Below are 26,193 nucleotides of genomic sequence, written 5' to 3'. Positions count from 1 at the left end.
CACTTCATCGTCCCTTTCCGAACAATACAACTTCCACTGTTCGAATAAAAATAAGCATATCTAACAATAAACTTTGATGTTTCACGTAATAAAGATCGAATTTTAACTTTTCCATCGAATCTTCGACACTTGCGCCATAAGGATAATTGAGTTGTGCCCAACCTGCCAGTCCCGGCTTCACGTTATGGCGTTGATTGTAATATGGAATTTCCCTTATTAATTGTTCAACAAACTGCGGACGTTCTGGACGAGGGCCAATAAATGCCATTTCGCCTTTCAGCACATTAATTAATTGCGGTAATTCGTCGATACGATATTTCCGGATGAAAGCACCAATACGAGTTACCCTACTATCATTTTGTGAGGCCCATTTTGCACCGTCTTTTTCGGCGTCAGGGCGCATGCTGCGGAACTTTATTATTTTAAACAGCTTGCCATTTAAGCCCACTCGCTCTTGCTTATAAAAAACAGAGGTTCCTGTACGTCGACCATCATCAAGATAAATAATGACGGCGGTTAGCAACATGAAAGGCCAGGTAAACAGCATCACAAAAATCGCCACAAAGGCATTGATACCATATTCAAGAATATCTCTTAAATAGTTTTGGGAGTTAAATCCATTTGAATATACCACCCAACTCGGATACATCAAGTTCACCACAATTTGGCCCGTTTCCCGTTCCATGAAATCAAGCAAATCGGTAATCTCAACACCGCGTAACCTGCAATCAAATAAAACTTCGATGGGTAAGGTACCTCTTCGCTGGTCGCAGGCAATAATAATTTCGTCAATTTCATTATCAATTACATAATTACGGAAATTATCATCGATTTTAACGTGTACTAATCGCTCGTTACGGATACCGTCCTCACGATTGTCTCCTGGGATAGGGATAAAACCTAATAACTCGAATCCCAACCTATCAACATCTCTACGCATTCTTTTTTCAATAATTGAAGCTCTTTCACCGGCTCCAATTACCACGATTCGAGTACGTCCAAGTCCAAGTAGACCTAAACGATTGGTAAAATAACGGAATGTGACAAGAGATAGAATCACTACTCCAGCAGCGACTGGCAGGAAGTAAGGATGCATCCTCAGCTCTTCCATAAAGGTACTGGTTATTACTTCTACAACGAAATAAGTTAGGGCTAAGCTAACAAAGATTCGTCTTATAATGCCACGGAAGGTTTCTCTTAATTTGGCTTCATACAATCCCACAGAGAGAGATGAAACCAACACTAAAAAGGTCATAAGAGAGATATTAGCCGCTAGTTTTAAAATGCTTGGAGATTCTACATCTAGAATACTCACTACTAAAAAGTTTGCTAAGTACGCAGAATAAGAAACGATCACTGCTTCTGCGAGAACAAGAGCATTGGACCTTTTATTTTGTTTGTTGGTCGCTGCCATTAGCTCTTACCTATGGATTTTTTTGCTAAATTTATCATATGCTAAACGAATTATTTGAGATAGACTAACTTTTCTGGTCAGCCATTATAGAGATTATAACGCTCGGGTAAATGGCTGATTTGCTACATTTGTTTCTGTTTGGATAGGAAAGACATAATATGAAAGCAAGTAGAATAGCTCAATTATTGATTGCAGCTGCTGCATTTACGGCGTTAAATGCATGTACCAGCTCAGGCAATTCTTTGCCTCAAGCAACTACAAGAGCATCTTTAACCACGAATATAGACGACTACAGTTATTTGATCGGTCCAGGAGATAACCTTTCGATTTTTGTATGGCGTAACCCAGATGTATCCGGATCATTTTTGGTTCGTCCAGATGGCATGATTACAACTTCATTGGTTGAAGACATCCCAGTTTCCGGTAAAACCCCTACAGCTCTAGCCCGTGACTTAGAACAGGAACTTGGCAAATATATACGTGATCCTATCGTGACAGTCAGTGTCAGTGGTTTCAACGGCCCTTTTAGTGAGCAAGTTAGAGTAGTTGGCGAAGCAGCTTCACCGAGAGCTATTAGTTACTCTGAGGACATGACGTTATTGGATTTGATGATTCAAGTAGGCGGTCTAACTGAATTTGCAGACGGAGACGGTGCCAAATTAATCAGAGTCGTAAATGGTGAGCAAAAGGAATTCTCAGTGAGATTGGATTCACTGGTTAAAGAAGGGAATATTTCAGACAATGTAGATATCCTTCCCGGTGACATATTAATTATTCCAGAAGCTTGGTTTTAGGCTTTACAGTTAGTAATAATTAGTAAATTAAAGGTTAAAAAGACTTATCTATGTTAGGAATTCAGGAAGCGATAGATCAAATCCACACCTATGTAAAAGGTGTCTGGATAAAGAAACGCTATATCATCATATCGACTTGGTTAATATGTCCACTCGGATGGGCATATGTGGCTAATTTACCAGACCAATATGCATCATCTGCGCGTTTATTTGTTGATACCAGTAGCTTGTTACGTCCACTTTTGAGGGGGCTCGCTGTATACAATAACCCCAGTGAACAAGTTAATCTTGTAGCGCGAACCTTATTGAGTCGTCCAAATTTAGAAAAAATAGCCAGGGAAGCGGATCTTGACATTACCGTGACCACCCAAGCTGAAATGGATGACTTGATAAATAACATGCGCAGGGATATTAAGCTCAATAGTACTGCTGAGCAGAATATTTATAGTATCAGATATAATTCCCCTTCCCCTGAACTAGCGCAAAAAATCGTTCAAATAACACTCAATGAATTTGTCGAAAACTCGTTAGGCAACAATCGCCAAAGTAGTGACTCTGCAGAAGAGTTTATTAATCGCCAAATTGAGGAATACGAGCAACGACTTGAAGAAGCTGAACAACGATTAGCAGCCTTTAAAGTTAGCCGCATTGACCGTGCCCCAGGCTCTAGCCGTGACTATTACAGTCAATTACAACGTCAAATAAGTGAACTACAGTCCACTGAATTACGCATTTTAGAACTTAACTCCCAATTAGAAGCGGCTAAAGCGCAAATGATTGGCGAGGCTCCAGTTTTCGGTTTGGCAGCCCCAGATTCTCGTGTGGCTCCTTCGATTTCTACTAAGTATGATAATCGAATTGCAGCCCTTGAAAGTAGCATTGATGACTTACTTATCCAATACACAGAAATTCACCCTGAAGTCGTCAAAACCAAAAACTTACTTGAGAATTTATATGACGAACGTGAAGCGCATATAAAAAGTTTAAGTGATGTGGCTGAAGAAACTGGCTCCTACAGTCAATTTGGGAATATTAACCAAAATCCCGTTTATCAAGAATTAAAACTTTCTGTTGCACAGTATGAAGGCCAATTATCTCAACTGAATGTTCGAGCTGATAATATTCGAGCGAAGATCGCCGAGTTAGAGAAGATTGTTGATTTAGTTCCGCAAATTGAAGCGGAAGCTCAAGGTCTCAACCGAGATTATGAAATTACTCGGGAAAAATACCTCGAGTTAATAAGTCGCCGTGAACAAGCTGAACTATCACGTAAAGCTGAAGCAACTTCCGATGATGTACAGTTTCGTGTAATCGATCCTCCTACCCTGCCTACCAAACCTTCTGGGCCAAATAGAATATTGTTTTATTCAATGATTTTATTTGTCGGTTTTGGCACAGGTCTTGGTATCGCGTTTTTAGTTAGCCAAATTAACCCTGTTGTACTTAGTCCTAGTCAATTAGTAAGTAATTTTGGTATTCCTGTATTTGGTAAAGTTTCCCATATCGATGCAAAGGCTATCGCTAAGGTAGATCGGCGTAGAATGCTTGTATTTAGTGCTTCAAGCCTTGCATTATTGTTGATATTTATTGGATTAGTCTATGCTGATATTGTGTACGGTAGATTGCCTATTTATCTTTTGGGGAATTTGATATGAGTACTATAGAAAAAGCACTACAAAAGAATAAACAATTGAAGGCTGAGAATTCAGAGAAATCAACTCTAGAAGCAGCTCAAGAAAAAGCCCAGCAAATAGCCCAAAACGCTAAGAGTGAGGCAAGCAGTGAAAACAGTGGTTTAGAGTCTAAAACTGATATAGATATTAAAAATGAGAGCTCAGCAGCTCAACAAAGCGACACTCTTACACAAACAGATGAAAGACAAGAGCCTGTTATATCTGATAAAGAGCCAGAAGTATTGTCCTACGAGACGTCAAAGGAAAAATTTATTCCTTTAACCCATATTCAAAAAGAAGGTTTTGTCTCTAATATGGGACGCAATACCATCAATGAAGAATATCGCGCGATAAAACGTAAAGTTTTGAGTAACGCTTTTGGTCCTTTGTCAAAAACTTTGACCAACGCAAATATTGTGATGGTAACGAGTCCGAACCCAAATGAAGGCAAGACATTTACGGCCATTAACTTAGCGTTAAGTATAGCCTTGGAACAAGATAAAACAGTGTTACTGGTTGATGCAGATGTGCTTAGACCCAGTGTAATGAAAACTATCGATCAACCATTTGAAAGTGGTTTAATGGAGTATTTGTTAGGGGAAGTAGATGATTTAGCAGACGTTATTCATCATACCAGCTTAGATACTTTGAGAATCATCCCTGCGGGTAAGTCTCACCATTTGTCTACCGAGCTTTTGGCCAGTGAAAAAATGTTGGAGTCCGTGAGTGAGTTTGCAAATCGTTATCCAGACCGTGTTGTAATCATAGACAGTCCTCCTTTATTGGGCATAAACGAAACTGCCATATTAGCGAATCTAGCAGGGCAAGCTGTGGTTGTAGTGCAGGAAGGCAAAACCTCATTAAATAGATTATCCCAAGCCGTTGAGCATCTTAATCCAGACATGGCTAAAGGATTTGTGCTTAATAAGTCTAAACAAAATAATAGTAACGGTGCAGGATATTACGGTTATTACTATGGTAGCGATGAGAAAAAGTAGTAGGGAAGAATTTTGAAATTAGTTTATGTTTTTGCATCTGGAACGCTTGCTTTTTCAACGCTAGCCAATGCTGAGTTAAAATTCAATTCTAATTTTATGGCGTCTTATGTAAATGACTCGTCTAAATCTGAGGCTTTTTCTCGTCGTAAGTCCAATATTTTAACCTTGCAACCCTCTTTGGGAGCCGTGTACACAGCTAAAAAAGTACAAGGCGCTGCGAACGTTAAATATATCAAAGTTAACAATAATGCTAGTGGTGGAGCTAGTGATATCGAACTTAATCAAAACAATACCTTTACCAGTTTTGATTATAACGGTCGATTAAATGTGATAGAAAATGTGCTTACTCTCTCGGCAGTTGGTGCGCAGTCATATAATAATACCATTGCAGGAAACGCTTTGGTAAATGATGAGTTATTTGGAAGCCAAGAGTTATCTAAAACGCAAAGAAATACTGCCAGTTTCAATCTTAATTTGAGTCAAGGGGATTGGATTGGTTTAGGAATGGGCGGCAGTTATTCCAATGTAAAAAGTGATAGACAAGTTTATACCGATAGTAAATTGGACAGTGACAATACATCCTTAAATGCTCAAATCTACTCTGGTGATGAAGTAAAATTAGTTAACTGGAACCTTGTTGGTACCTACAATGAAACAAATGGTTCTGGTTTCAACGATTCTATATCACAAATGTATCAAGGCGATTTTAGAGTAGGTTTGTTTAGCGAATTGAACCTGGTATTCACCGGGCAAAGTGAAAAAAATGAAATTAGTAGTACTGATACAGATTCTACAAGTAACTTTGATTACAATAGTTATGGTTTAGGTTTATCTTGGTATCATTCTGCACAGCGCTTTATCGATGTGACTTACAATCGTTCCACGAGAGACGAGGATGAAACCCAAGGTTTCTTGGGCCTGAAATTTAATTGGCGCTTCACTTCAAGAACATCTATACACGGAGAATACGGACGCCGATTTTATGGAGAAAGTGGTAGCTTAGGGCTAAGTCATAAAACTAGAAAAATTCGTACCGAAATAACTTATGAAGAAGATGTAACTAACTACACGCGGTTAATTGCGGGTGACGTTATTACCGGTTCTTTTGTTTGCCCTATTGGATCTAGTGATATATTGCAGTGCTTTCAGCCACCCTCTATAAATTATGAGCTGCAACCTGGGGAAGAATATTCGAACTTCAGTTTTATTGTTCCTGAAATTAGTGAAGCCGAAATACTAAGAAAAAGTTTTATAGCAAATATTGGTTACAGCTTCCGTAAAGTAAATTCTAACCTGACGTTTAGAAATACAAATACAGAATATTTAGACGGCTCACGGGAACAGCAAACCCAAACCATATCGTTGAATAACAGCTTACAAATGAATCGTAAGTCGACTCTTAGCGGTTCTTTAACTTACACTCGTTTTGATAATACAGTAGATGAAGATAGATTGAGCGCAGATAACGACGAAGTATTAAGTGCAAATATCAACTTCACTCGAAAAATAAATCGAGATCTCAACGCTACGATTAGTTATCAACATACACTTCGTCGCTCCCCCGTGCAAAATCGGGATTTTGATTCTGACCGAATTTCATTGCAGCTAAAATACAAACTGTTTTAATTCTGCGGTTGGTGTATAAGTCTCGACTTAACTTAAACTAACATTGATTTAAAGTTATAGTAATTTAAGATTAGTCAACTGCGGCGAAAATAGAAGTGTTAAAGAGGATAGTTCTTAATACGAGGGTAAATTATTGTTAAGAACTCAATGCTAGTTCCTCATCTCTTAATTCAGCTGTAATGTATATATCTTTATTTTTACACATCAAAGTAACTTCAAACCAAAATAAGATAAATAAATACTGCCTGCGTTATAAATACGTTTTTAGGAATTAATTACCGAGAAAATGGGACACACGGAGGATTAATCGACCGATAAATCCACAGCCAATAGCTAACTTCCCTCAACAGTCACTCAACTAATATTTCTTTAGTTTTAATCAATGAGCGCGGTAAGGTTCTGTCAAATAACTTTAGCGCTAGCCAAAACCCAACTTAAGATAGATACAGCAATTAATACGGTAAATATTTCTCGATTATATTTACCGTGAAAATACGCCTTTCTTCTATTTCTAAATTGGTCGTGAAATCTAGCCCCACTGTTTCCTGTACTTTTTAACGGTCTCATGGCTCCCCCAAAATATCGGTAAAATAAATACTCCAGAACTATTAGAGATTAATACACACAATTAGTTCAAATTTCAACCAATTAATTTCATAGGTAAAATTGTAAAACAACATTTTTAAACAATTTACCTATTAATTCAATCAATTAGTTGAAATTTCAGGTCTAGTTTTTAGTCATCCGATTTCAAGCGAACATAAGTTTTATATTTTTTCTTTAATAAATTGTCGATATAGCGAGTCAATTTTATTTTATGGCTGATAGCGTTATCTAATGCGTCAGTCAATTCATTCAACATGGTTTTGTAATATTGTACATCTTTGACTCTGCCATCAGGTGTCAACTCAGACATCACCTCAGCCCCACCGTCAGTCTTTGGTTCGGGGGCTTTGGGCTGCGGTTGTCCTGCAGCAGGCAATGGTGTTACCCCTGTCCCCTCTTCGGGACGGAACATTTCATCAGCCACTTCTGCAGTCACGGTATCAACCGCCTTTTCATCTAAATACGTCAGCTCTTCTAAAAATCCATATAAAAGAATTCGATCCATTAGTGTATTTATTCGGCGAGGAACGCCGTTGGTAAATTGATATATTTTGTCAAAGGCACCGTCTGCAAACAGTTTGTCATTTTCTAAACCCGCATGTTTTAAGCGGTACTCAATATATTCCCTGCACTCGGGTTCATTGAGAGGCGCAAGATGACATGATGCAACAATACGCTGACGAAACTGCTCCATATTGGGTGCTCTTAGAATCGGTTGCAATTCTTCTTGCCCCAATAAAAAGCTCTGTAGCAATGGTTTACCTTGTTGTTGAAAGTTCGACAGCATTCGCAACTCTTCAATTGTTTCCAACGGTAAGTTTTGCGCCTCATCCACAATCAACAGTGCTCGCTTGCCTAACTTGTGCAAATCAAATAAGTACTTTTCCAAGTCTTTTAGAATGTCAGCTTTGGTTTTATTTAACGTATCGACTTCAAATTTACTAGCAACCATTTTTACTAATTCATCTGGCGACAGCTTTGGCGTCACAATTTGTGCAGCCACAATATCATCTTCGATGTTATCAAGAAGACTATTAGCAATAGTTGTTTTACCGGTACCTATATCACCAGTAATTACGATAAATCCTTCCGCCTGCGACAATCCATATTGAAGATAAGACATAGCTCTTTTGTGCCATTTACTGGCAAAAAAGAAACTAGGATCAGGTGTAAGTTGGAAAGGCTTCGACGAGAGTCCATAATAATTTTCATACATAGCGCAAAATCACCTGAGATACTGATTACTTTTGAGGTGAGTAGCTTAGCGGGGTGTGCTGCAAGTCGCAAATTTTTTATACAAAATGACGATGCTTAAAAGGAGAAAACTACCCTTTTGATATATGCAAATAAAAATTTATGCTTTTCTTTTAAACTTTGCAATACTCTCAATTCAAGCAACCTTCAAGCGGTACAAAAAATGGACGAAACTATGCAAAATGGCTCAGATACGATTGATATGATCACTGAGACAGGAATAGAGTTATCAATGACCTATGGGCCAAAGCTAGTGCTCGCCTTGGTCGTATTAATTGTTGGATTTTGGGTCATTGGCGTCATTTTAAAGGGCATTGACCGAGCTTTGGCAGGGGCTAAAGTTGACGAGACCTTAAACAAATTTTTACACAGTATAATCAGTGTCACGCTCAAACTAATGTTAGTAATAGTGTTTGCCTCAATGATAGGGGTAGAAACAGCGTCGTTAATCGCTATGCTTGGCGCAGCTGGTTTGGCTATAGGACTCGCACTACAGGGCAGTTTGGCCAATTTTGCTGGCGGGGTGCTGATTTTATTATTTAAACCTTTTAAAGCCGGTGATGTCATTGAAGCTCAAGGATTTTTAGGTAAAGTCAAAGAAATTCAAATTTTTAATACGATTGTACTGACTCTTGATAACCGAAGGGTAGTCATCCCCAACTCATTACTTTCTAACGGTTGTGTTACTAATTTATTTTGCGAAGAAAAACGTCGTGTAGAAGTCACTTTTGGGATTAGTTATGACGATGATATTGCTAAAGTAAAACAAATTCTAAAAGATGTATTAAGTGCTGACGAACGCATTTTAACCGATCCTGAGATGGAAATTTTTGTTTCTGCACACGCCGACAGCTCTATTAATATACTCACCCGTTGTTGGGTAAAAAGTGAAGACTATTGGCAGGTGCATTTCGGATTACATGAAAAAGTGAAATACGCGTTTGACGAAAACGACATCACAATTCCTTTCCCACAACGGGATGTGCATCTATTTCAAGCTAAGTAAATTGGCAGCAATTAGCTGCAGTAAATATGCAGCAATGAGCACTGCTGATACCTAAATAACGAACACTACGGATACCTAAATCAGGTATCCGTGGATTGCACTATTGTTTTGATGATACTTGATGTAGACACACCGTCTTCGAAATTCAGTACTTTCACTTCCCCACCGTTTGCCATAACTTGCTTGCCACCGGCGATTTCAGAAACACTATAGTCCCCACCTTTGACCAGCACGTCCGGTAACAATTCGCTAATCAAACGCTCGGGAGTGTCCTCATCAAATTCAACCACCCAATAAACTGACGCTAAACCAGCCAATACCGACATACGTCGATTAACGTTATTCACCGGTCTTCCAGGGCCTTTTAAAAGACGCACTGAATCATCGGAATTCACTGCGACAATTAATTTATCACCGAGTTTTGCGGCATTTTCCAGATAAGAAACATGGCCTGCGTGGAGAATATCAAAACAACCATTGGTCATCACAATTTTATCACCACTACGCTTGGCACTGTGAACAGCAATGGACAACTGCTGTTGGGTCATAACCCCTCGACCATAATGCTCAACTTTCTCGACTGCTTGACGCAACTCAGAGCTACTTACCGTGGATGTTCCTAACTTTCCAACCACGATGCTTGCTGCGGTGTTCGCTAGAAAACTTGCTTCAGAAAAACTGCAACCAGCAGCAATTGCGACAGACAAAGTTGAAATAACAGTATCCCCTGCCCCAGTTACGTCATACACCTCTTTGGCTTTAGCTGGGAAGTGAACTTCATCCTGATTGCCTTGCAAAAGCGTCATACCGTTTTCTGAACGGGTCAACAAGAAGGCATCTAAATCTAAGTTTGAGATAAGTTGCTGCGCTCTCTCAACCAGAACACTTTCGTCATGACACTGACCAACAATGGCTTCGAATTCACCCATGTTCGGTGTCAATAACGTAGCTCCACGGTATTTGTCGAAATCGTCCCCTTTAGGATCAACAACCACTGGCACATTATGCTGTTTAGCAAGAGCTATCAGCGTTTCCACATCGCTTAAAGCGCCCTTAGCATAGTCAGACAGTATAACTAAATCGGCGTTCTCTAGGTGCTGAATAAAGCGCTCTTGCAATTGAGCTTTATCTACGTCAGCAAAACTCTTTTCAAAGTCCAAACGAATTAATTGTTGATTTCGACTCAATACCCGAAGCTTGGTGATGGTATCAAATCCGGATATTTGACAAAAATCGCACAAAACACCCAAAGAATTTAAGCCGCGCTGCAGAATCTGAGCAGATTCATCCTGCCCAGTCATGCCCAGCAATGTCACATTAGCCCCTAGCGCTGCCACATTCATTGCTACGTTTGCAGCTCCTCCTGGCCGGTCTTCGATATCACGAATCGCCACTACAGGCACTGGGGCTTCTGGAGAAATACGTCCTGTAGGACCGGTCCAATATCGATCGAGCATGACATCGCCCACGACTAGGATACGACTTTTCGAAAAATCAGGTAACAGCATAAACCTATTCCGTAACTAAACTTAATTAGCTGAATTATACTTAAGTTAAAAGGAATTGCTTTACTCTAAATAACAAAATAGTAAATAGCGAAATAATGACAAGCACACCCAGCAATAACAAACAGGTGCCAAATGGCATGGGTAAACGCCAGATGTTTTTTAACGTAGAAAATTACGCCTATACTAAAAAACAGCCCTCCGGCCACCAGCAGTAATAGGCCATATGCTGCCAAATTTTGGTATAACGGGTAGACCAAAATAACCGACAACCATCCCATGACTAAATACGTGATAACAGATACTTTAGGAAAACGATGACGAACAAAACACTTAAACACCACGCCGAATATTGCAATCGACCAGATAACAGCTATTGAAGCCCATCCAACCCAACCGCCAATACTGATGGCCAAAATCGGCGTGTAAGTACCAGCTATCAACAAATATATTGCACTATGATCCAATAACTTGAAAAATTGCTTGGCATGGGGGCCTCTCACCCAATGATAAATTGTCGACGACAAAAACATAATGGTTAAGCTTGCCCCATATATAGCAGATGATGTGACCGATGTTGCTGTGTCACTTCTTAAGACAAGATATACTAAACCGATAATCGCGAAAACTAAGCCAATAGCATGGCTCACAACATTCATGACTTCTTCTTTGTGGGAATAAGCTTGCTCGGAAGTATTGACTAATGGAGCCGGTCTCACGATTAAATCCTGTTCTAAGGTTGACAGAATTTTAAGTGTACTCACTGAGCGTACACTTGTACACTGAATTATTTATAGGCGAACGATGGTAGAAAAACAATGGTCGATTTACATGATCGAAAACCGATTAGGTATGAACTATTGCGGAATTTGCACTGATTTATCTAGGCGATTCTATGAACATGCCAGCAACTCCAAACGTTGCGCAAAAGCGTTACGGGGAAAAGGCCCGCTAGTATTAAAATATGCGGCAATAGTCGGCGACCATTCAAGCGCTTTAAAGCTCGAGTATTGGTTCAAAAAACAATCAAGAACGACAAAATTGAAAATAATTAAGGGGCAGTTAAATCTGCCATCAGACCCAATTAAAGTTGAACAGAGCCAACTAAATGAGCTTCAACAGCAAATCGAAAATAAATTGATGAAGGGTACCTCTCCTGACACTTGAATAATTAATGTCAGACTAAGTAAACAATCCGCTTACGATTAATGCAAGGCCGACACTGAGCACCATTTCAATACTGGCTACGCCCACATTGTGCTGCTGTTCAACCTCCTGAACTAAATTCAAACCAGCCAAAATAACCTTTTTGGCGATAATCACCAAAACAACCAATAATAAAGATAATCCCATACCGACAATCAACCAACCGGTTAAATTACTTACGTAACCGATCGGATTATAAATCAGCAGGTTACTACTGGCTGAAACAACGATTGCCGTTGCAAGTAAATTGCCCGAATGCTGAACCGCAACAGCCAATTGACCTTTGCCAATGGTTTGTTGGAATGTGCTACTTTGATTAGTGGCCAGAAAACGACGTTCATAAATGCGTGTTCTGATTAACAAAATAGCTTGGGTAACGATAAATCCGGATATGACCGCAAACAAAGCGTTTAAATCGGTGCCAATAACCCATAACATAACGTTACTGACAATCAAGGCGGTAGAAACTGAGCTAGCGGCATCTATCATTGCAACGCTGGTATTGCGCTCTTTGATCATTTCTTCTTTGTTAATGCGATTTAAAATAATCTTGTCGTGTAAAATTCTGCCAATTTTTATCAAAAAGATACCGACTAAACCATACAACAACATACTCAAAGCAGCTTCTTGGTAGCCATTTGTGTCAGAGCTCGCGGCAGCCGCAGATAACACCAAACATAGCGCTAACATGCGTCCAGCTACACTAATGCCGAAGGCTATATTGTCCTGCGAGCCAAGTTCCTCGGTGGTACTTACTGATGCCATTTTTCCCGACATTAACCGCAAGGCAAATAACAGGCAAATAGCGATGCAAATATCAATCCCCAGATAAACCCAAGTCTTAGGTGATAATGGCACTAAGTTAACCAAATCTTGCATAAACAATAATTCCAAACTTCTAATGTTTCAATTTTCATATTAACAGTTTAACGCTAGAAAACACTAGAGTTGATAGCGTTACTGCACGAATTTTACTCGCTGCTTTTGTGCTTTATATTTGGCATCCCTCACAATTCATTCGTGAAAAATCTTGTCGCCCTAGTGAAATACAATCAATTAATATAATTAAACGTTAGAAACAAATTAAAAGTTCAGATCTAGTACAGAATTGATTTAACCTTTTGATTGTAGCGGCACATGATATAGCATTGATATTTATGATCATTCAAGACAACTCCAATTTGGTTGCAATCACTATGAATACTTCTTTCCCGTTGGTAAATAAAACCGCTGAAAAAAACTGGCAACAGTTATCTGAAATATCCGCTATTGAACAGCAACCAAGTGCAATTCAGAAAAAGATAAAACAGCTTCTAGGATTAAGTGACTTTATCAGTGACGCCTTACTTGCTGATCCACTGAAGCTAGAGCCACTCATACAAACACTCGAAAATCCCACGCAGAATTTTGAATATAAACAATGGCTAGCAGAGCAGTTAGAAAAAGTAACCAGCGAGCCTGAACTGTTGGATTGTTTGCGGATATTTCGAAAACAACAAATGATGGCTATTGCAGGTTTAGATTTATTAAATCTACAATCCATTGAACGTTCATTAACCCTTACCTCGGAGTTGGCAGATACTCTCATCAACGGAGCCTATTCTTGGTTATATGATAATTTTTGTGCCCGTTATGGCACCCCTATGGGCGACTTTGGGCCCCAGCCACTATTAATTTTAGGGATGGGTAAGTTAGGCGGCAAAGAGCTCAACTTTTCTTCCGACATAGATCTGATTTTTTGCTACCCAAGCAAAGGAGAAATAGATAATGGCAAAAAATCCCTAGAGCATCAGCAGTTCTTTAGCCGACTTGCACAACGCCTTATTCATGCCCTGAACCACACCAATCAGCAGGGGCAAGTGTTTCGTGTAGACATGCGATTACGTCCCCTAGGTGAAAGCGGCCCCTTAGTCATGCACATGGCGGCTTTTGAGGACTACTATCAAGAACAAGGTCGCGAATGGGAACGCTACGCCATGGTCAAAGCTCGCATCCTCAACGATCAATCTGAATATGCACAAGAATTACACGACATACTCAAACCTTTTATTTACCGACGATATTTAGATTACAGTGCTATCGACTCCCTCAGAGATATGAAGTCGTTAATCAATCAAGAAGTTAGACGTCGCGGATTGACCAATAATATTAAACTGGGTTCTGGCGGGATTCGTGAAGTGGAGTTTATTGCGCAGAGTTTTCAACTTATCAAAGGTGGTCGAGAGCCGCGCTTACAATTTCCAAGTTTACTCTACACCCTTGAGCAGTTGACGCAGTTAGATCTGTTACCTGAAAAAGAATCCTTGCAGCTTAAAGAAAGTTACTTGTTTTTGCGCAAAGTTGAACATTGTCTGCAACAATTTGCAGATAAACAAACCCAAGTATTACCAGAAACAGCGTTAGATGAAGAGCGTCTTAGTAGTATTATGCAATGCAAGGATTATTCTGAATTGCAACAACAATTGAGTAAGCATTGCAGTTGGATAAATCAGCAGTTTCAAATGTTAATTGGTGATAATCCAAGTGACAATGATGACCAAGACCTGACTCACATTACTGCATTTATGGATGCATGGAAGTTAGATCTGAGCATACAAGAAATATCAGATTTATTCGACCAATTGGCCTCACCAGAAACCTCGCAATTACTTGCACAACACATCAATGAATTAAAAAGTCAGGTTGAGAAAAAGCATCCATCACCAAAAGCAATTGTCGCCTTGAATACTTTAGTCCCGCAGTTGTTAGCGAACATTATTAGCCTCGATGAATCGAATATAGATGGCAGTGAATTATCGGTGTTACTCGACCGAATTAATCATATTCTATTAACGGTTTTAAGAAGAACCACCTATTTACAATTACTGGTTGAAAATCAAGGAGCGCAGCATCAGTTAGTCAGACTGTGTTATGCAAGCCCATGGATAGCCGAACAAATAGCAAAATATCCAATTTTACTGGATGAACTCCTCAACCCAGCGTTGTTATATCACCCCACAGAATTGCATGAATACCCAGATGAATTGCGCCAATCACTGTTGCGAGTAGAGCCGGATGATCTTGAACTGCAAATGGAAACCCTAAGGCAATTTAAACAAATCCAGCAACTTAAAATTGCAGCCGCAGATGTCACCGGTGTGTTACCCATAATGAAGGTAAGTGATCATCTCACCTATTTAGCCGAGGCAATTATCAGTGAAGTGGTGAATATGGCCTGGGAACAAATGAAGGAAAAATATGGTGTTCCTGAAGGCAGTTCTGAACAAGATAAAAAGTTTGCAGTAATAGGCTACGGCAAGCTAGGCGGAATAGAGTTAGGTTATGGTTCAGATCTGGATTTGGTCTTTGTTCACAAATGTGATTCACAGACCGTCACCGATGGTACTAAATCAATAGAAGCCAACCAGTTCTACACGAAATTAGCGCAACGTATTATGCACTTATTCATGACCAAAACGCCATCAGGTCAATTGTACGATATCGATATGCGCTTGCGTCCATCCGGCAATGCTGGTTTGCTGGTTTGTCATATAAATGGCTTTGAACAATACCAATCGCAGGAAGCGTGGACATGGGAACACCAAGCTCTAGTCCGCGCAAGAGTAGTAAATGGCACGGTAGAATTTACCCAGCGCATTGAGGCTATTAGACGGGATATCTTGTGCCGCCCCAGAGATAACCAAATTCTACAACAGGATGTTGCAAAGATGCGGCAAAAAATGCGCGATCATTTAAATAAAGGAAACGAGGACTGGTTAGATGTTAAACAAGACGCTGGAGCTATGGCTGACATCGAGTTTTTAGTGCAATTTTGGGTGCTCAAAAATGCCCAGCATTTTCCTAAAATGGTAGATTGGTCTGATAACATTCGATTACTGGAACAATTGTGTCAAGCTGATTGCATTAGTGCTGAGTGTAAAACACAACTAGAAGAAGCTTACTTAGATTACCGCAACCGCTCTCACAGATTAACCTTGTTAGAAAAAGACAATTTAGTCGATAAAAGCCAGTATTCAGAACACCAAAAAAATGTAAAACAGATCTGGGATGCGACATTTGAACTAAGTAATTAGCGTAGTTATGTTAGCCCTTTAACATCATTGCATTTTCAATTTATATGATGTTAAAGGGCACGTCTTACTCTAATAAAGTACAATTTTCCCGAACATACTCATTGAGTTCTTGAGTGACAATCATCGAACGTTGTTTGGGGCAAATATAAGCTTTTACTTCCCCTTCAAAACTGCCATTTACAGCACTGGCTATTTCGGCAATTGAGCCTGTAATGGTATCATCTAATTGGAACTGACTTTTAATAATGAAGTCTTTATCCAGCTCCCACAATACTTGCATCCCCTCAGATTGAGCATAATTGGTAATTGCTTCTCGAAGGGTGCTACCCGCTCGAAAACTTCGATACTTGTGTTCTCCAACCCACCTAGGATTAATATTACTTTGAATACTTTCCATTTTTTTCAAGCGTTCTTCTAAGGGCTGTTTGGGGGGATTGACAGGTAACACAAAATCACCAATATCATCTTCAAAGGGTTTCGATGAAGACATCCGGTAAGCAGCATAAAAGTCAGTCATACCTTGGGAAACACTTTTTTGCTCTGACTGCCCTTCAGGTTTAGGGCTGGACATATTAAAACGTTGAAAATTGAGAACTATCGCGGCAATTATAATCAACGCTAAAGCTAAGCCGATGTGCCTAATCCAAAACAGAAAGTTCGATGTTCTCTTGCTCATATTTCGAGCCTCATTTCCAAGTTAAATGGTTAATCATATAACGAAGGGTCATCTTCATGGGGACGCGTTTTAAAACGTTTATGCATCCAAAGGTATTGTTCAGGAGCAATACTAACCAACTCTTCAATTTTTTGATTAATTCTAGTTATATCTTGTTTATCGTCCCCAGACGGAAAATTATTAAGTCCTGGTACGAATTTGACTTTATAACCATCTTTGGTGCGCAACGATACAATAAACACCATCTCGCTATTTGAATTTTTCGAAAACAGTATGGTTCCTTTAGTGGAGGCCACTTCTTCAACCGCAAAGAAAGGGACAAACTCACTAAAATGACGCCCATAATCTTGGTCTGGCAAATAGAAACAGACTTCTTTTTGGTTTAGTGCCTTGACTAATCCTTTGGCGTTGCGTTTATGAATCATGTACTTATTAGAACGCGCCCGACCGTGATACTGCATGTATTCCATCAACGCATTATTGTGTTTTCGATAAAATGCCACTGAAGGATTTTTTAAACCCGCTATTCTACATCCTAGTTCTAAATTCATATTATGGATAGCTAATCCAAAGACACCTTTGCCTTTATCTAAAATCGCCTGCACGTGCTCGTAGCCTTCGATTTGCCCATGACGCTTAACCCGCCAATCTGGCCACCACCATCCCATACTCGACTCAAGGACTGCCATGCCAGCATACTCGATGTTTTTAGCCAGTATCTCAGCTCGCTGTTCTTCAGTTTTCTCTGGAAAACACAATTCGAGGTTACGTTTGGCAACGGCAACACGCTTTTTACCAAAAATTTTTAATAAAAAGCTAATTCCTCTACCAATAAATATCTGCAATCGGTAAGGCAGCCATGAAATGCTATAGAGCACCCCCACACCAATCCAAACAGGCCAGTATTGGGGCAGTAAGAAAGACATTTTAAATGGGGGGGCAGTCACCCGAGCGTTCGACAAGCGTTAACCTCTTATTAGAAATTTTCGCTATTGTAATTAACAAACGCCACAGTTACCAATATTGTCACCGTGAAAATTATTGCGACACTAGATTAAACTATCCACTGAATGACATTGATGACGAGAAACTGTGCCGCCATGGCTTAATTTAAAATTCCGAGTTCAATAGCGATAATGAGATATGAATGCCTTGGCGTATATTTCCGATTCGGATGTTCTCATTCGGGCTGTGTTGGTTATTGTCCATGTTTACCATAGGAACAATCACCGTGGGAATATTCAGCGCATTTATGATTGGCACAATCGGAACCGTGCCGCCCATCATACGAATAACCACAGGTTCTTCGCCCATGCCCTTAGCAAGGCTCGCTCTTACCTGTAAGCCGAAATCGGAATCTGGATCAGTTCTAAACGCACTCACCCCTTTTGAACCATTGAATTTAACAATTTTTTTATATTCACGTCGTTCAGCGTCGGTGGGATCACGATCAATGACGTAATATCCTAAACCTTCAATATGCTTTTTAATCTTATCCAACTGCACTGCCCCTTGCGTTTCTGGAACCAAGCGGACATCAAGGTTAGCGGTAGCATATTCAGGGATCACCGTTTTTAATCCCTCACCTTTCCAAGATGTACCGATTTGACGCACATTAAGTGATGGATACTGCAATGCTTGCTGGTAATTAGCGCCTACCTGTTCTGCGGAATGAATACCTAACGCTTGATTTACTTTTTCGCCATCAAAGGGCACTGCGTTGAGAAGCTTTTGCGTGTCTGGATTTAGCACTATTCCTTGGTAATAATCTTTAATTAACACTCGACCATTATCATCTTTCATAGACGACAGAAGATTCGCTAAAGTAAACACAGGATTGGGAGAATAGTTACCAAAATGTCCACTGTGTTGCGGCAGTTTAGCGCCAAAAGTTGTGATACTAGCAGTCGCTATGCCGCGACAACCAAATGTGACTGTTGGTTTATTAGAGTCGTGAGCGGGGCCATCCATCACGATAAAATAATCGGCCTGATAACGCGCTTTGTATTTGTTCAAGGTGGACTGTAACCCACGTGAACCGTATTCTTCTTCTGGATCGAAGATAACTTTAACGTTGATTTTGGGCTTTTCCCCTTGCATCTCAAGAGTTTTAAGGGCGCTGAGAAACATTGTTATAGGCGCCTTATCATCAGCAGCCGCACGCGCAAAAATACGCCACTCATCGTCAATACGTTGATTTAATGTTTGCCAATCGATAGTGCGCCATTCACCACTTGCGTCTTGTTCTTTCAGCTCAGGTACGAATGGATCTGCTTGCACCCAAGCTGCTGGATTAACAGGCTGACCGTCGATGTGAAAGTAAAATAATATGGTTTTATAACTTGGATCAAAGACTCTTTCCGCCAGCAAAATAGGTAACGAAGGAGTTTCTAATAAAGTCGTTTTGAACCCCAAGTTGTTATATTGCGCTTCAGCCCAGTGAATATTCTCAAGCATCTGTTCAGGATTCGCAGGCAAACTGGGGATACTTACCAGTTCTTTGTGCAGTAAAATTGTTTCTTTGAAATTTTCATCAACAAGTAATTCAAGATCAGACTTGGCCACTACCGTCAATGAAACAAAAACAAGAGTGACCGCAATAATCCGCGTTAAATGTGCACTGACTTGGGTTTTCATTTTGCTCCTTTTTATTCTCAGGTTGAATTTTTTTGCACTCAATTGACGCAAACTTAGCGATTTTCAGACTTATTTAAATAATTTTAGCCCGTTTGCGAACTTTAGGTGTTTTTAAGGCAAACTTTAAGCCAATATGAGTATTGTAAATGGATTAGTCATTATTATTTGTTTTCAATAAATTGACAGGTCTCAATAACACGATCTTTTGCACTAATGTTAAATCTGGATTGGTTGTAAAAGAGGGTAAACACAAACTGATTGTATTTACCGTAAAAAAGAATTCTTTATCTATAATGGTAGGGGTAGAGAATTCTCTTATAGGATATTTGAACGTGACAAAAAAAGATAATTGGAAACTTGATGTAGCTCAATCGTTATTCGAGCAAAGTTCCATTGCAATGATAGTCTGCAATACCACCGGCCAAGTAGCCAATTTAAACAACGCGGCGCGGCGATTATTTGATGTTGATACCTCATCAATAATTGGCAATCCGGTTGATGGGCTTTTCACCTTAGATCACAGCAGAGCTATTTTTGTCGAATTATTTAAGCAGTTAAATGCGCCCCACGAACTTAACCTACACTTTGAATTAAATGACGGCGATCCCATCGCTATTTCAACCCCAACTTTCGCCATTAGTTATGTCACCGTTTTAATCGATGAATTATCCAACAATGATTTCCAAGGTGTGGTCATTTCCTTCAGCCCTGCGAAAAAGCTGCTATCCGCTCAAACCATCGTTAAAAATCTATTGGCAAGGTATGAAGTGGCGAAACAGTCGGGCATTGGTGTTTGGCAATATGACTTTTCTACTAAACAAATGGTGTGGGACGAGCAGATGTGTCGATTGTACGACGTATCTCCAGAGAATTACTCAACTGACATACAAGATTGGTTTTCATTTATCCACCCTGAAGATAGAGAAATGGCGATCAACGAATTTCAGCAAGCCAATAAATTAAACAATAAATATGAAGCTGAATTTCGAATTAAAACCGCAACTGAAAAAGAAAAATACATTCAAGCGTTTGGTCAGGTTATACGCACAGGCGACAACAGCCCACTTAAAATTACGGGTATCAATATTGACTTAACGGAGCAATATGAAACCCAACAAAAACTACTAGAAAGCAAGGCGGAAAATGAGTTTTTAGCCAGCATTGTGCAAGAATCCGAAAACGCGATCATGATATTTAACCCAGATATGACAATCGAATGGGTTAATCCGGCGTTTATCAAATTGAGTGGCTTCACCCTAGCGGAAATCGTCGGTAAATCCCCTCAAGAGTTTTTGTTTGGTCCTCAAACAGACACCTCAACGGTGCTTAAAATCAAACAAGCAATCGCTAATGGCAAGGGCCACAGTTACGAGTTAATTCATTATAATAAACAAGGTCAAACTCTTTGGTTTCGGGCAAATATAAAACCGCTATTTGAGAACGACAAAATCGTTCGAATCATAGTTGTTGCCACAGATATTACAAAATCTAAACAACAAGAACTCGAGCTCGTAAACTACAGTAACATGCAGGACGCTATTCTAAATAGTGCCAATCTGCTCATTATGTCCACCAATTTATCGGGCAATATCATCACTTACAATAACTTTGCAGAAAAGACACTTGAATATCATCGAAGTTCGGTCGTTGGTCTATTAACCCCAGAGTTGTTCTTTAAATCAGAGTCATTAGCAGTTCATGCCAAACACCTCAGCACCAAGCTAGGTAAAGAAATCCCGTCAGGAATGGCGTCAATAACCTATTCCGCCAGACAAGGGATTGCTGACGAATTTGAAACTCAATTTATAAGCAAGAGTGGCAAGCTAATTCCAATTCAGTTAACGATAACCCCAGTGATGAATGCTGACAAAGATGTTGAAGGCTTCTTATTAATAGGGCGAGATATCACTGAACTTAAGCGCATTGAAGAAGAAAAAGAGCGCAGTGCTTCGTTATTGATGGCCACTGGAAAAGTAGCCAAATTAGGGGCTTGGGAAGTGAATTTCACAACGGGCGAGATATATTGGTCTGATGAAGTCTATCGCATTCATGAACTGCCCATCGGTAGCAAAATTGATGTTGAAAATGCGATTAATTTTTATCTGCCAGAAGACCGTCAAAAAGTACAAGACGCATTAACCGAAGCAACCACTAACAACATCCCATTCGATTTTCAATTGCCGTTTATCACCGCAAATAACAAAAAAATATGGGTGAAGTCTTTTGGGTTTAGAGAACACAACCAAAAAGGTGAGGTTATTTTACGAGGCGCATTTCAAGACATAACGGAATTAAAAGAAGCAGAGGAAAAAGCAAAAGTTGCCAGTCAGGCCAAAAGCGACTTTTTAGCGAATATGAGTCACGAAATTCGAACTCCCATAAATGGCATTATTGGTATGAATGATCTTCTGCTAAATACGCCGTTGTCAGAACAACAGTTAAAATATGCAGAGTTGGCGCAAAGTAGTGGTCACATTTTGCTGACCTTAATTAATGATATTTTAGACTTTTCAAAAATCGAAGCCGGTAAGCTAGAAATCGAAAATATAGAATTTGATCTGCATGAAATGCTGAATAAATTTATTGAGAGTTTCTCAATTCGAGCAGAAGACAAACATTTGGAACTGATATTTTCCATGCACCCAAGTGTTCCAAGGTGGATTCAAGGTGATCCTGGCAGAATACGGCAAATACTCACAAACTTAACCAGTAACGCAATCAAATTCACCCAACAAGGTGAAATCGTTATTAAAGTTAATTTGACCAGTGAAAATAAACTGATCTTTTGTGTGATAGATTCTGGAATGGGTATTTCCAAAGAAAAACAACAACAACTGTTCCACAAGTTTAGTCAATTAGACGCCTCAACCACGCGCAAATTTGGTGGCACGGGTTTGGGTCTTTCCATCGCCAAAGAACTGGTAGAGTTATTGAACGGCGAAATTGGGGTTAACAGTGAATGGCAAAAAGGCTCAGAATTTTGGTTTACCCTTCAGTTTGAGCCTGCTGTAAACAAGCATAACACGCAAAAATACGATTTATCCAAAGCAAATCTAGCGCAATTGAAAGTGCTGGTTGTGGATGATAACCAAACCAGTCGAGACGTTTTGTCATCCATTCTGGAATCGGAAAAAATTAAGGTTGTGCAAGCCAAAAATTCTCCTGAAGCATTAAAAACACTGCGTAAACATTGTGAAATTAGAGACAAAATAGATATCGCAATTATCGATGCGGATATGCCTGGTATCAATGGCACAGAATTAGGCAAAGCGATTAAAAGTGATGAAAGGTTTGCATCGTTGAATATGATTTTAATGACAGCAAGTGCAAGACGAGGAGATGCTCAGAAGTTTAAAAATATAGGTTTTGATGCATACTTTCATAAACCCATTAAAAATGACGATTTGTTTTTTGCAATTACCCAAATTAGTAATCAAAAACTCATTAAATCAGAAACAAGAAAACAACAAATTGAATTAATAACCCGACACAACGCGACCAGTCCATCAAAAGCAGTGCCGCGTATTTTGTTAGTCGAAGACAATGCGATTAACCAAGCAGTAGCAAAGGAAATGCTTAAAAAATTAGACTGTATTACTGAGTTAGCAAATAACGGTATGGAAGCAATTGAACAGTTGAGCCGAGCGACGACTCCTTTTGATATTGTACTAATGGATTGCCAGATGCCAATAATGGATGGCTACGAAGCCAGTAGAATAATACGTGGATATCAAGGTGTAAATTTTGATCCGAACATTCCGATTATCGCGTTAACCGCCAATGCAATGAAAGGAGATAAGGAAAAGTGCTTTGATGCTGGAATGGATGGATATATCAGTAAACCAATAATCATCGAAGATTTAGAGCAAGGTATACTCAAGTGGATCGAAAAGTAGCATTAAACAAATAAAAAAGGTGTGTCTAATAAATTAGACACACCTTTCAGAATTTTGAGAATCCCTCTCAGCTTTCCTTCGCTATTAAACCATCCCGGTCAACATCCGTATACGCCCCTTTCCCTCTATTCTCGCTCATCCTTAAGTGAGTCACTCTTCCTAAGTGAGTCCCTTTCCTTTATTCCTTATTTAGCTGCACATCCTTACTTACAGCATTTCTCATCCTTAAGATTGTCCTTCGTCTTCCCTATCTATCCTTGAGTTTGTAGTCCTTTACTAAATGCTCATCCTGACCATTTTCTTTCATCCAATGAAAGTGTCCTTCTGGCTTTCCTTAAGTCTTCCTGACCCGTCGTATTTCCCTGTGACGAGGTATAAGATAAAGCAATTAAAAGTTTCTACTAGTACCCAATCTAGCTTTATTTTGTAAGCCATTATACTAAAGTCTACATTTTGAAAAATAAGCCTTTAAATTCATAAAGTTAAATAAAAGGTAAGCTTTACCCTAAGTGTTTATTCCGCTTAAGACCTACAGCCATGTACGAAATATCTTACAAATAAAAAGGTTATTTTCTTACTCTAGAATTTGAACCTAATGGATTTAATGAAAATGAATTTAAAATTTTACTGATTTTGCGGATTTTAGATTGCTGAAAATGACAATAAGAAACGGTATTAGTAGGGTAAAGTAAGACTAAACAATGCAAGATGGTTACTTTACCCTTTAGAATAAATTCCGCGGTTTTTTACTCTGACCGAGGTCTAAACATTATTTGCCCAGTTATGCGTGAGACTTTTAGTTCATCAATATGGTCATATTTTCCGTCGGAGAAGAATGACAAACATTTAGGTAGAGTGACATAAACCCCAACACCTTCACTTTTTTCTTCTTCTAGCACAATACTATCAATCGCACTCATTAAAACGTGTCCAAGACCTCTGTGCTGATGATCTGGATGCACTCCAATAAACGACAACATATGGTATTTTTCATGGGGAATACGCTCTCTTACCCGCTGTTCCTTTTCGATCATTTGCTTGGTGCCTATATAACCAGCGGTAAGCAACATCTTTAAGCGCCAATGCCAAAATCGGTCGGGGTTGAACGCACTATCAGGTTTAATCATACATGCTACTGCCAATAAACGTTCATCTTCAAAAAGACCAATCATTGGCTGTTTAGCGGACCAAAAGGCATTTAACTCTTCTCTAATTGCGCCCCTTAAACGGGATTCATACCCTTCCTTCTCAGAATCGAATATATCTAAAAACAGCGGATCATCATGATAAGCTTGATATAAAATTGATGCGGCAATTTTTAAATCTTCAGCGGCCAGATAAACAGCTTTGATTTTATCTAGCGGATTTATGTCTTGTGCAGTATTTGACATAGTTCGACTCTCTTCAATTAGGAAGTTTCACTCTACATAATTATTAACCAATTGTTAACAACTCATTAAAAATAACGGCAAACTAATTTTACTATTTTGGCTAGATGAGGTTGATTTATAGCCTATTCCCCCCAAGACTTAAGTAGAAGCAGTGAAAGGGTGCGAATGACAATGAACTTGATTGACTTAGTGAGAACAAGTAATCCAAACTTTCTCAACGAGTATCAATCTACATGAAATGCCAACACAACTCGAGTTTAAAATTCCATCAAGGAGACATTAAATGCTAACTGAAAATTTAGAGTTAAAGGATTTGTTTCTGCAATTAGGTTTAGCCAATGACGAGGAGTCAATTGAAAACTTTATAGCCAAACACAAAGGATTGGATAAATCGACAAAACTAGAAGAAGCTAGTTTTTGGACACAGGCTCAATCGACTTTTATTAGACAATCTTTTTTTGAAGATGCGGAATGGACTGAGTTGATCGATCAGCTAGACAATCGACTACGATAATATTAATAGCAGGCCAAGAATATGGCTTGGCCTGCTGCTTCCAAACTAGGCGTAGCAGAAAAAGTGAAGCTTAGATATTGTTGTAAGCAGAGTCGCCCCAACCAATTAAATTACCATTTTTGAACACCAAAGGCGTGCATTCATCTTTAGTTGTGACACCATCACCTTCGCGACGCTGGGTGCGATAAAACAAAACATTTATTTCATCATTATTTTGTTGATATAGTTCACTGAAATCTGGCGTGCCCATGCGACTTCTAATATCTTCGATGGCTGTATTGGATTCCAGTCTTGCAATCGCCTTTCTATTTTTACGTTCTTTTTGTTCCCAATCCGATTGGTATGAGTAATCCCCTTCCCCACCGACCGATATAACACATCCAGATAATGTCAGTGGTAATACTAATGCTGCAGCAACAAGCGTTTTTTTCATTTTAGTTTCCTTGGTGTTGTATTTATGTTTGTTAATTAGCATTCCACAATACAAAATCGAGGCCAAAATTTAACTTATTGTTTTATATATAAAAAAATTAATGCATGTGATTACCAATACCGCTAAGATAGGCACATTCGCTAAATATTAGTGTTTTTCATCATGTCTAATCAGTTTCAGTATATTGCGTCACTATGTAAGAACTTAAAATCCAACGGGAAAGTTCCCAGTGTGGCATTAATTAAAAAGGCCTCAAATCGTCCGTTACCATTGCGGGATATCATTGATGTACTAAAACGCTGGCAAGACGATCCAGATCAATTCCCTTCTACACCAGTTGAGGAAGCATCGCCTCAAAAACCAAATGATTTAATGCAGCATATTGTTACATTGGAAAAGCGCATCGAGTCATTGGAACAGCAAGTATTGAATTTAACCCAGTCCCTGCAAAAATAATTGCACCCCCCTACTCCATGGCCTGTAGGCGGTGG

At 39.4% G+C, this 26,193-nt stretch carries 20 protein-coding genes; 10 read left to right on the top strand and 10 right to left on the bottom strand.

Going from position 1 to position 26,193, the window contains the following annotated elements:
* Window positions 1-4: 4 nt before the first annotated feature.
* Window positions 5-1,414, bottom strand: coding sequence for a TIGR03013 family XrtA/PEP-CTERM system glycosyltransferase (locus tag KO530_RS09030; protein ID WP_216048097.1), 1,410 nt, complete (start codon window positions 1,412-1,414; stop codon window positions 5-7).
* Between the two features lie 158 nt (window positions 1,415-1,572).
* On the opposite strand from KO530_RS09030, the gene KO530_RS09025 reads away from it, so the two are divergent.
* Genes KO530_RS09025 through KO530_RS09010 form a run of 4 tightly spaced genes read left to right on the top strand, consistent with a single transcriptional unit; the run spans window position 1,573 to window position 6,505 of the window.
* A complete protein-coding gene (locus KO530_RS09025) occupies window positions 1,573-2,208 on the top strand; it encodes an XrtA/PEP-CTERM system exopolysaccharide export protein (protein ID WP_216048096.1) in 636 nt (211 codons plus the stop codon).
* Between the two features lie 50 nt (window positions 2,209-2,258).
* Entirely contained in the window at window positions 2,259-3,863 is a 1,605-nt protein-coding gene (locus KO530_RS09020; RefSeq protein WP_216048095.1) for an XrtA system polysaccharide chain length determinant, read from the top strand.
* Window positions 3,860-4,879 (top strand): XrtA-associated tyrosine autokinase, encoded by a 1,020-nt coding sequence (locus KO530_RS09015; protein WP_216048094.1) that lies wholly within the window; start codon window positions 3,860-3,862, stop codon window positions 4,877-4,879. The genes KO530_RS09020 and KO530_RS09015 overlap by 4 nt, the downstream gene beginning before the upstream one ends.
* Window positions 4,880-4,891: 12 nt before the next feature.
* On the top strand, window positions 4,892-6,505 hold the full coding sequence (locus KO530_RS09010) for a TIGR03016 family PEP-CTERM system-associated outer membrane protein (protein WP_216048093.1): 1,614 nt from the start codon (window positions 4,892-4,894) through the stop codon (window positions 6,503-6,505).
* 736 nt (window positions 6,506-7,241) lie between these two features.
* Here KO530_RS09010 and KO530_RS09005 read toward each other — a convergent pair.
* Window positions 7,242-8,327, bottom strand: a complete 1,086-nt coding sequence (locus KO530_RS09005) for an XrtA/PEP-CTERM system-associated ATPase (protein WP_216048092.1) — start codon at window positions 8,325-8,327, stop codon at window positions 7,242-7,244.
* Window positions 8,328-8,528: 201 nt separating this feature from the next.
* Between KO530_RS09005 and KO530_RS09000 the strand changes: the two genes are divergently transcribed.
* On the top strand, window positions 8,529-9,371 hold the full coding sequence (locus KO530_RS09000) for a mechanosensitive ion channel family protein (RefSeq protein ID WP_216048091.1): 843 nt from the start codon (window positions 8,529-8,531) through the stop codon (window positions 9,369-9,371).
* Window positions 9,372-9,451: 80 nt separating this feature from the next.
* On the opposite strand, the gene hldE is transcribed toward KO530_RS09000, so the two are convergent.
* Together hldE and trhA are read right to left on the bottom strand one after the other, a co-directional pair.
* Complete coding sequence (gene hldE / locus KO530_RS08995; protein ID WP_216048090.1) at window positions 9,452-10,879, bottom strand: bifunctional D-glycero-beta-D-manno-heptose-7-phosphate kinase/D-glycero-beta-D-manno-heptose 1-phosphate adenylyltransferase HldE; 1,428 nt, start codon at window positions 10,877-10,879, stop codon at window positions 9,452-9,454.
* 65 nt (window positions 10,880-10,944) lie between these two features.
* A complete protein-coding gene (gene trhA / locus KO530_RS08990; protein ID WP_216048559.1) occupies window positions 10,945-11,595 on the bottom strand; it encodes a PAQR family membrane homeostasis protein TrhA in 651 nt (216 codons plus the stop codon).
* 85 nt (window positions 11,596-11,680) lie between these two features.
* Between trhA and KO530_RS08985 the strand changes: the two genes are divergently transcribed.
* Window positions 11,681-12,043 (top strand): GIY-YIG nuclease family protein, encoded by a 363-nt coding sequence (locus tag KO530_RS08985; protein ID WP_216048089.1) that lies wholly within the window; start codon window positions 11,681-11,683, stop codon window positions 12,041-12,043.
* 15 nt (window positions 12,044-12,058) lie between these two features.
* Here the strand turns inward: KO530_RS08985 and KO530_RS08980 are convergent, their stop codons facing one another.
* Window positions 12,059-12,961 carry a DUF350 domain-containing protein gene (locus tag KO530_RS08980; RefSeq protein WP_216048088.1) on the bottom strand — a complete coding sequence of 301 codons (903 nt, stop codon included), beginning with the start codon at window positions 12,959-12,961 and terminating at the stop codon, window positions 12,059-12,061.
* A gap of 317 nt (window positions 12,962-13,278) precedes the next feature.
* On the opposite strand from KO530_RS08980, the gene glnE reads away from it, so the two are divergent.
* The gene (glnE, locus tag KO530_RS08975; protein ID WP_216048087.1) at window positions 13,279-16,155 is read left to right on the top strand and encodes a bifunctional [glutamate--ammonia ligase]-adenylyl-L-tyrosine phosphorylase/[glutamate--ammonia-ligase] adenylyltransferase; all 2,877 of its coding nucleotides are present in this window, start codon (window positions 13,279-13,281) and stop codon (window positions 16,153-16,155) included.
* Window positions 16,156-16,219: 64 nt separating this feature from the next.
* Here glnE and KO530_RS08970 read toward each other — a convergent pair whose 3' ends face one another.
* The 3 genes from KO530_RS08970 to KO530_RS08960 form a co-directional block, all read right to left on the bottom strand.
* Window positions 16,220-16,831, bottom strand: coding sequence for a TcpQ domain-containing protein (locus tag KO530_RS08970; RefSeq protein ID WP_216048086.1), 612 nt, complete (start codon window positions 16,829-16,831; stop codon window positions 16,220-16,222).
* A 29-nt stretch (window positions 16,832-16,860) separates the two neighbouring features.
* Entirely contained in the window at window positions 16,861-17,793 is a 933-nt protein-coding gene (gene lpxL, locus KO530_RS08965; RefSeq protein WP_216048085.1) for an LpxL/LpxP family Kdo(2)-lipid IV(A) lauroyl/palmitoleoyl acyltransferase, read from the bottom strand.
* A 148-nt stretch (window positions 17,794-17,941) separates the two neighbouring features.
* Window positions 17,942-19,468 carry a M20/M25/M40 family metallo-hydrolase gene (locus KO530_RS08960; RefSeq protein ID WP_216048084.1) on the bottom strand — a complete coding sequence of 509 codons (1,527 nt, stop codon included), beginning with the start codon at window positions 19,466-19,468 and terminating at the stop codon, window positions 17,942-17,944.
* Between the two features lie 332 nt (window positions 19,469-19,800).
* Between KO530_RS08960 and KO530_RS08955 the strand changes: the two genes are divergently transcribed.
* Window positions 19,801-23,364, top strand: coding sequence for a response regulator (locus tag KO530_RS08955; protein WP_216048083.1), 3,564 nt, complete (start codon window positions 19,801-19,803; stop codon window positions 23,362-23,364).
* Between the two features lie 746 nt (window positions 23,365-24,110).
* On the opposite strand, the gene KO530_RS08950 is transcribed toward KO530_RS08955, so the two are convergent.
* Window positions 24,111-24,755, bottom strand: a complete 645-nt coding sequence (locus tag KO530_RS08950) for a GNAT family N-acetyltransferase (protein ID WP_216048082.1) — start codon at window positions 24,753-24,755, stop codon at window positions 24,111-24,113.
* Between the two features lie 283 nt (window positions 24,756-25,038).
* Between KO530_RS08950 and KO530_RS08945 the strand changes: the two genes are divergently transcribed.
* Window positions 25,039-25,269, top strand: coding sequence for a DUF2789 family protein (locus KO530_RS08945; RefSeq protein WP_216048081.1), 231 nt, complete (start codon window positions 25,039-25,041; stop codon window positions 25,267-25,269).
* A 70-nt stretch (window positions 25,270-25,339) separates the two neighbouring features.
* On the opposite strand, the gene KO530_RS08940 is transcribed toward KO530_RS08945, so the two are convergent.
* Window positions 25,340-25,702, bottom strand: a complete 363-nt coding sequence (locus tag KO530_RS08940) for a DUF3192 domain-containing protein (protein WP_216048080.1) — start codon at window positions 25,700-25,702, stop codon at window positions 25,340-25,342.
* 162 nt (window positions 25,703-25,864) lie between these two features.
* On the opposite strand from KO530_RS08940, the gene KO530_RS08935 reads away from it, so the two are divergent.
* Window positions 25,865-26,158 (top strand): hypothetical protein, encoded by a 294-nt coding sequence (locus KO530_RS08935; RefSeq protein WP_216048079.1) that lies wholly within the window; start codon window positions 25,865-25,867, stop codon window positions 26,156-26,158.
* Window positions 26,159-26,193: the final 35 nt, after the last annotated feature.

It is taken from the genome of Aliiglaciecola lipolytica, from assembly GCF_018860635.1.
Taxonomy (GTDB): Bacteria; Pseudomonadota; Gammaproteobacteria; order Enterobacterales; family Alteromonadaceae; genus Aliiglaciecola; species Aliiglaciecola lipolytica_A.
The sequence above is the reverse complement of the archived record's forward strand: the minus strand, read 5'-3'. Positions and strand labels throughout refer to the sequence as shown.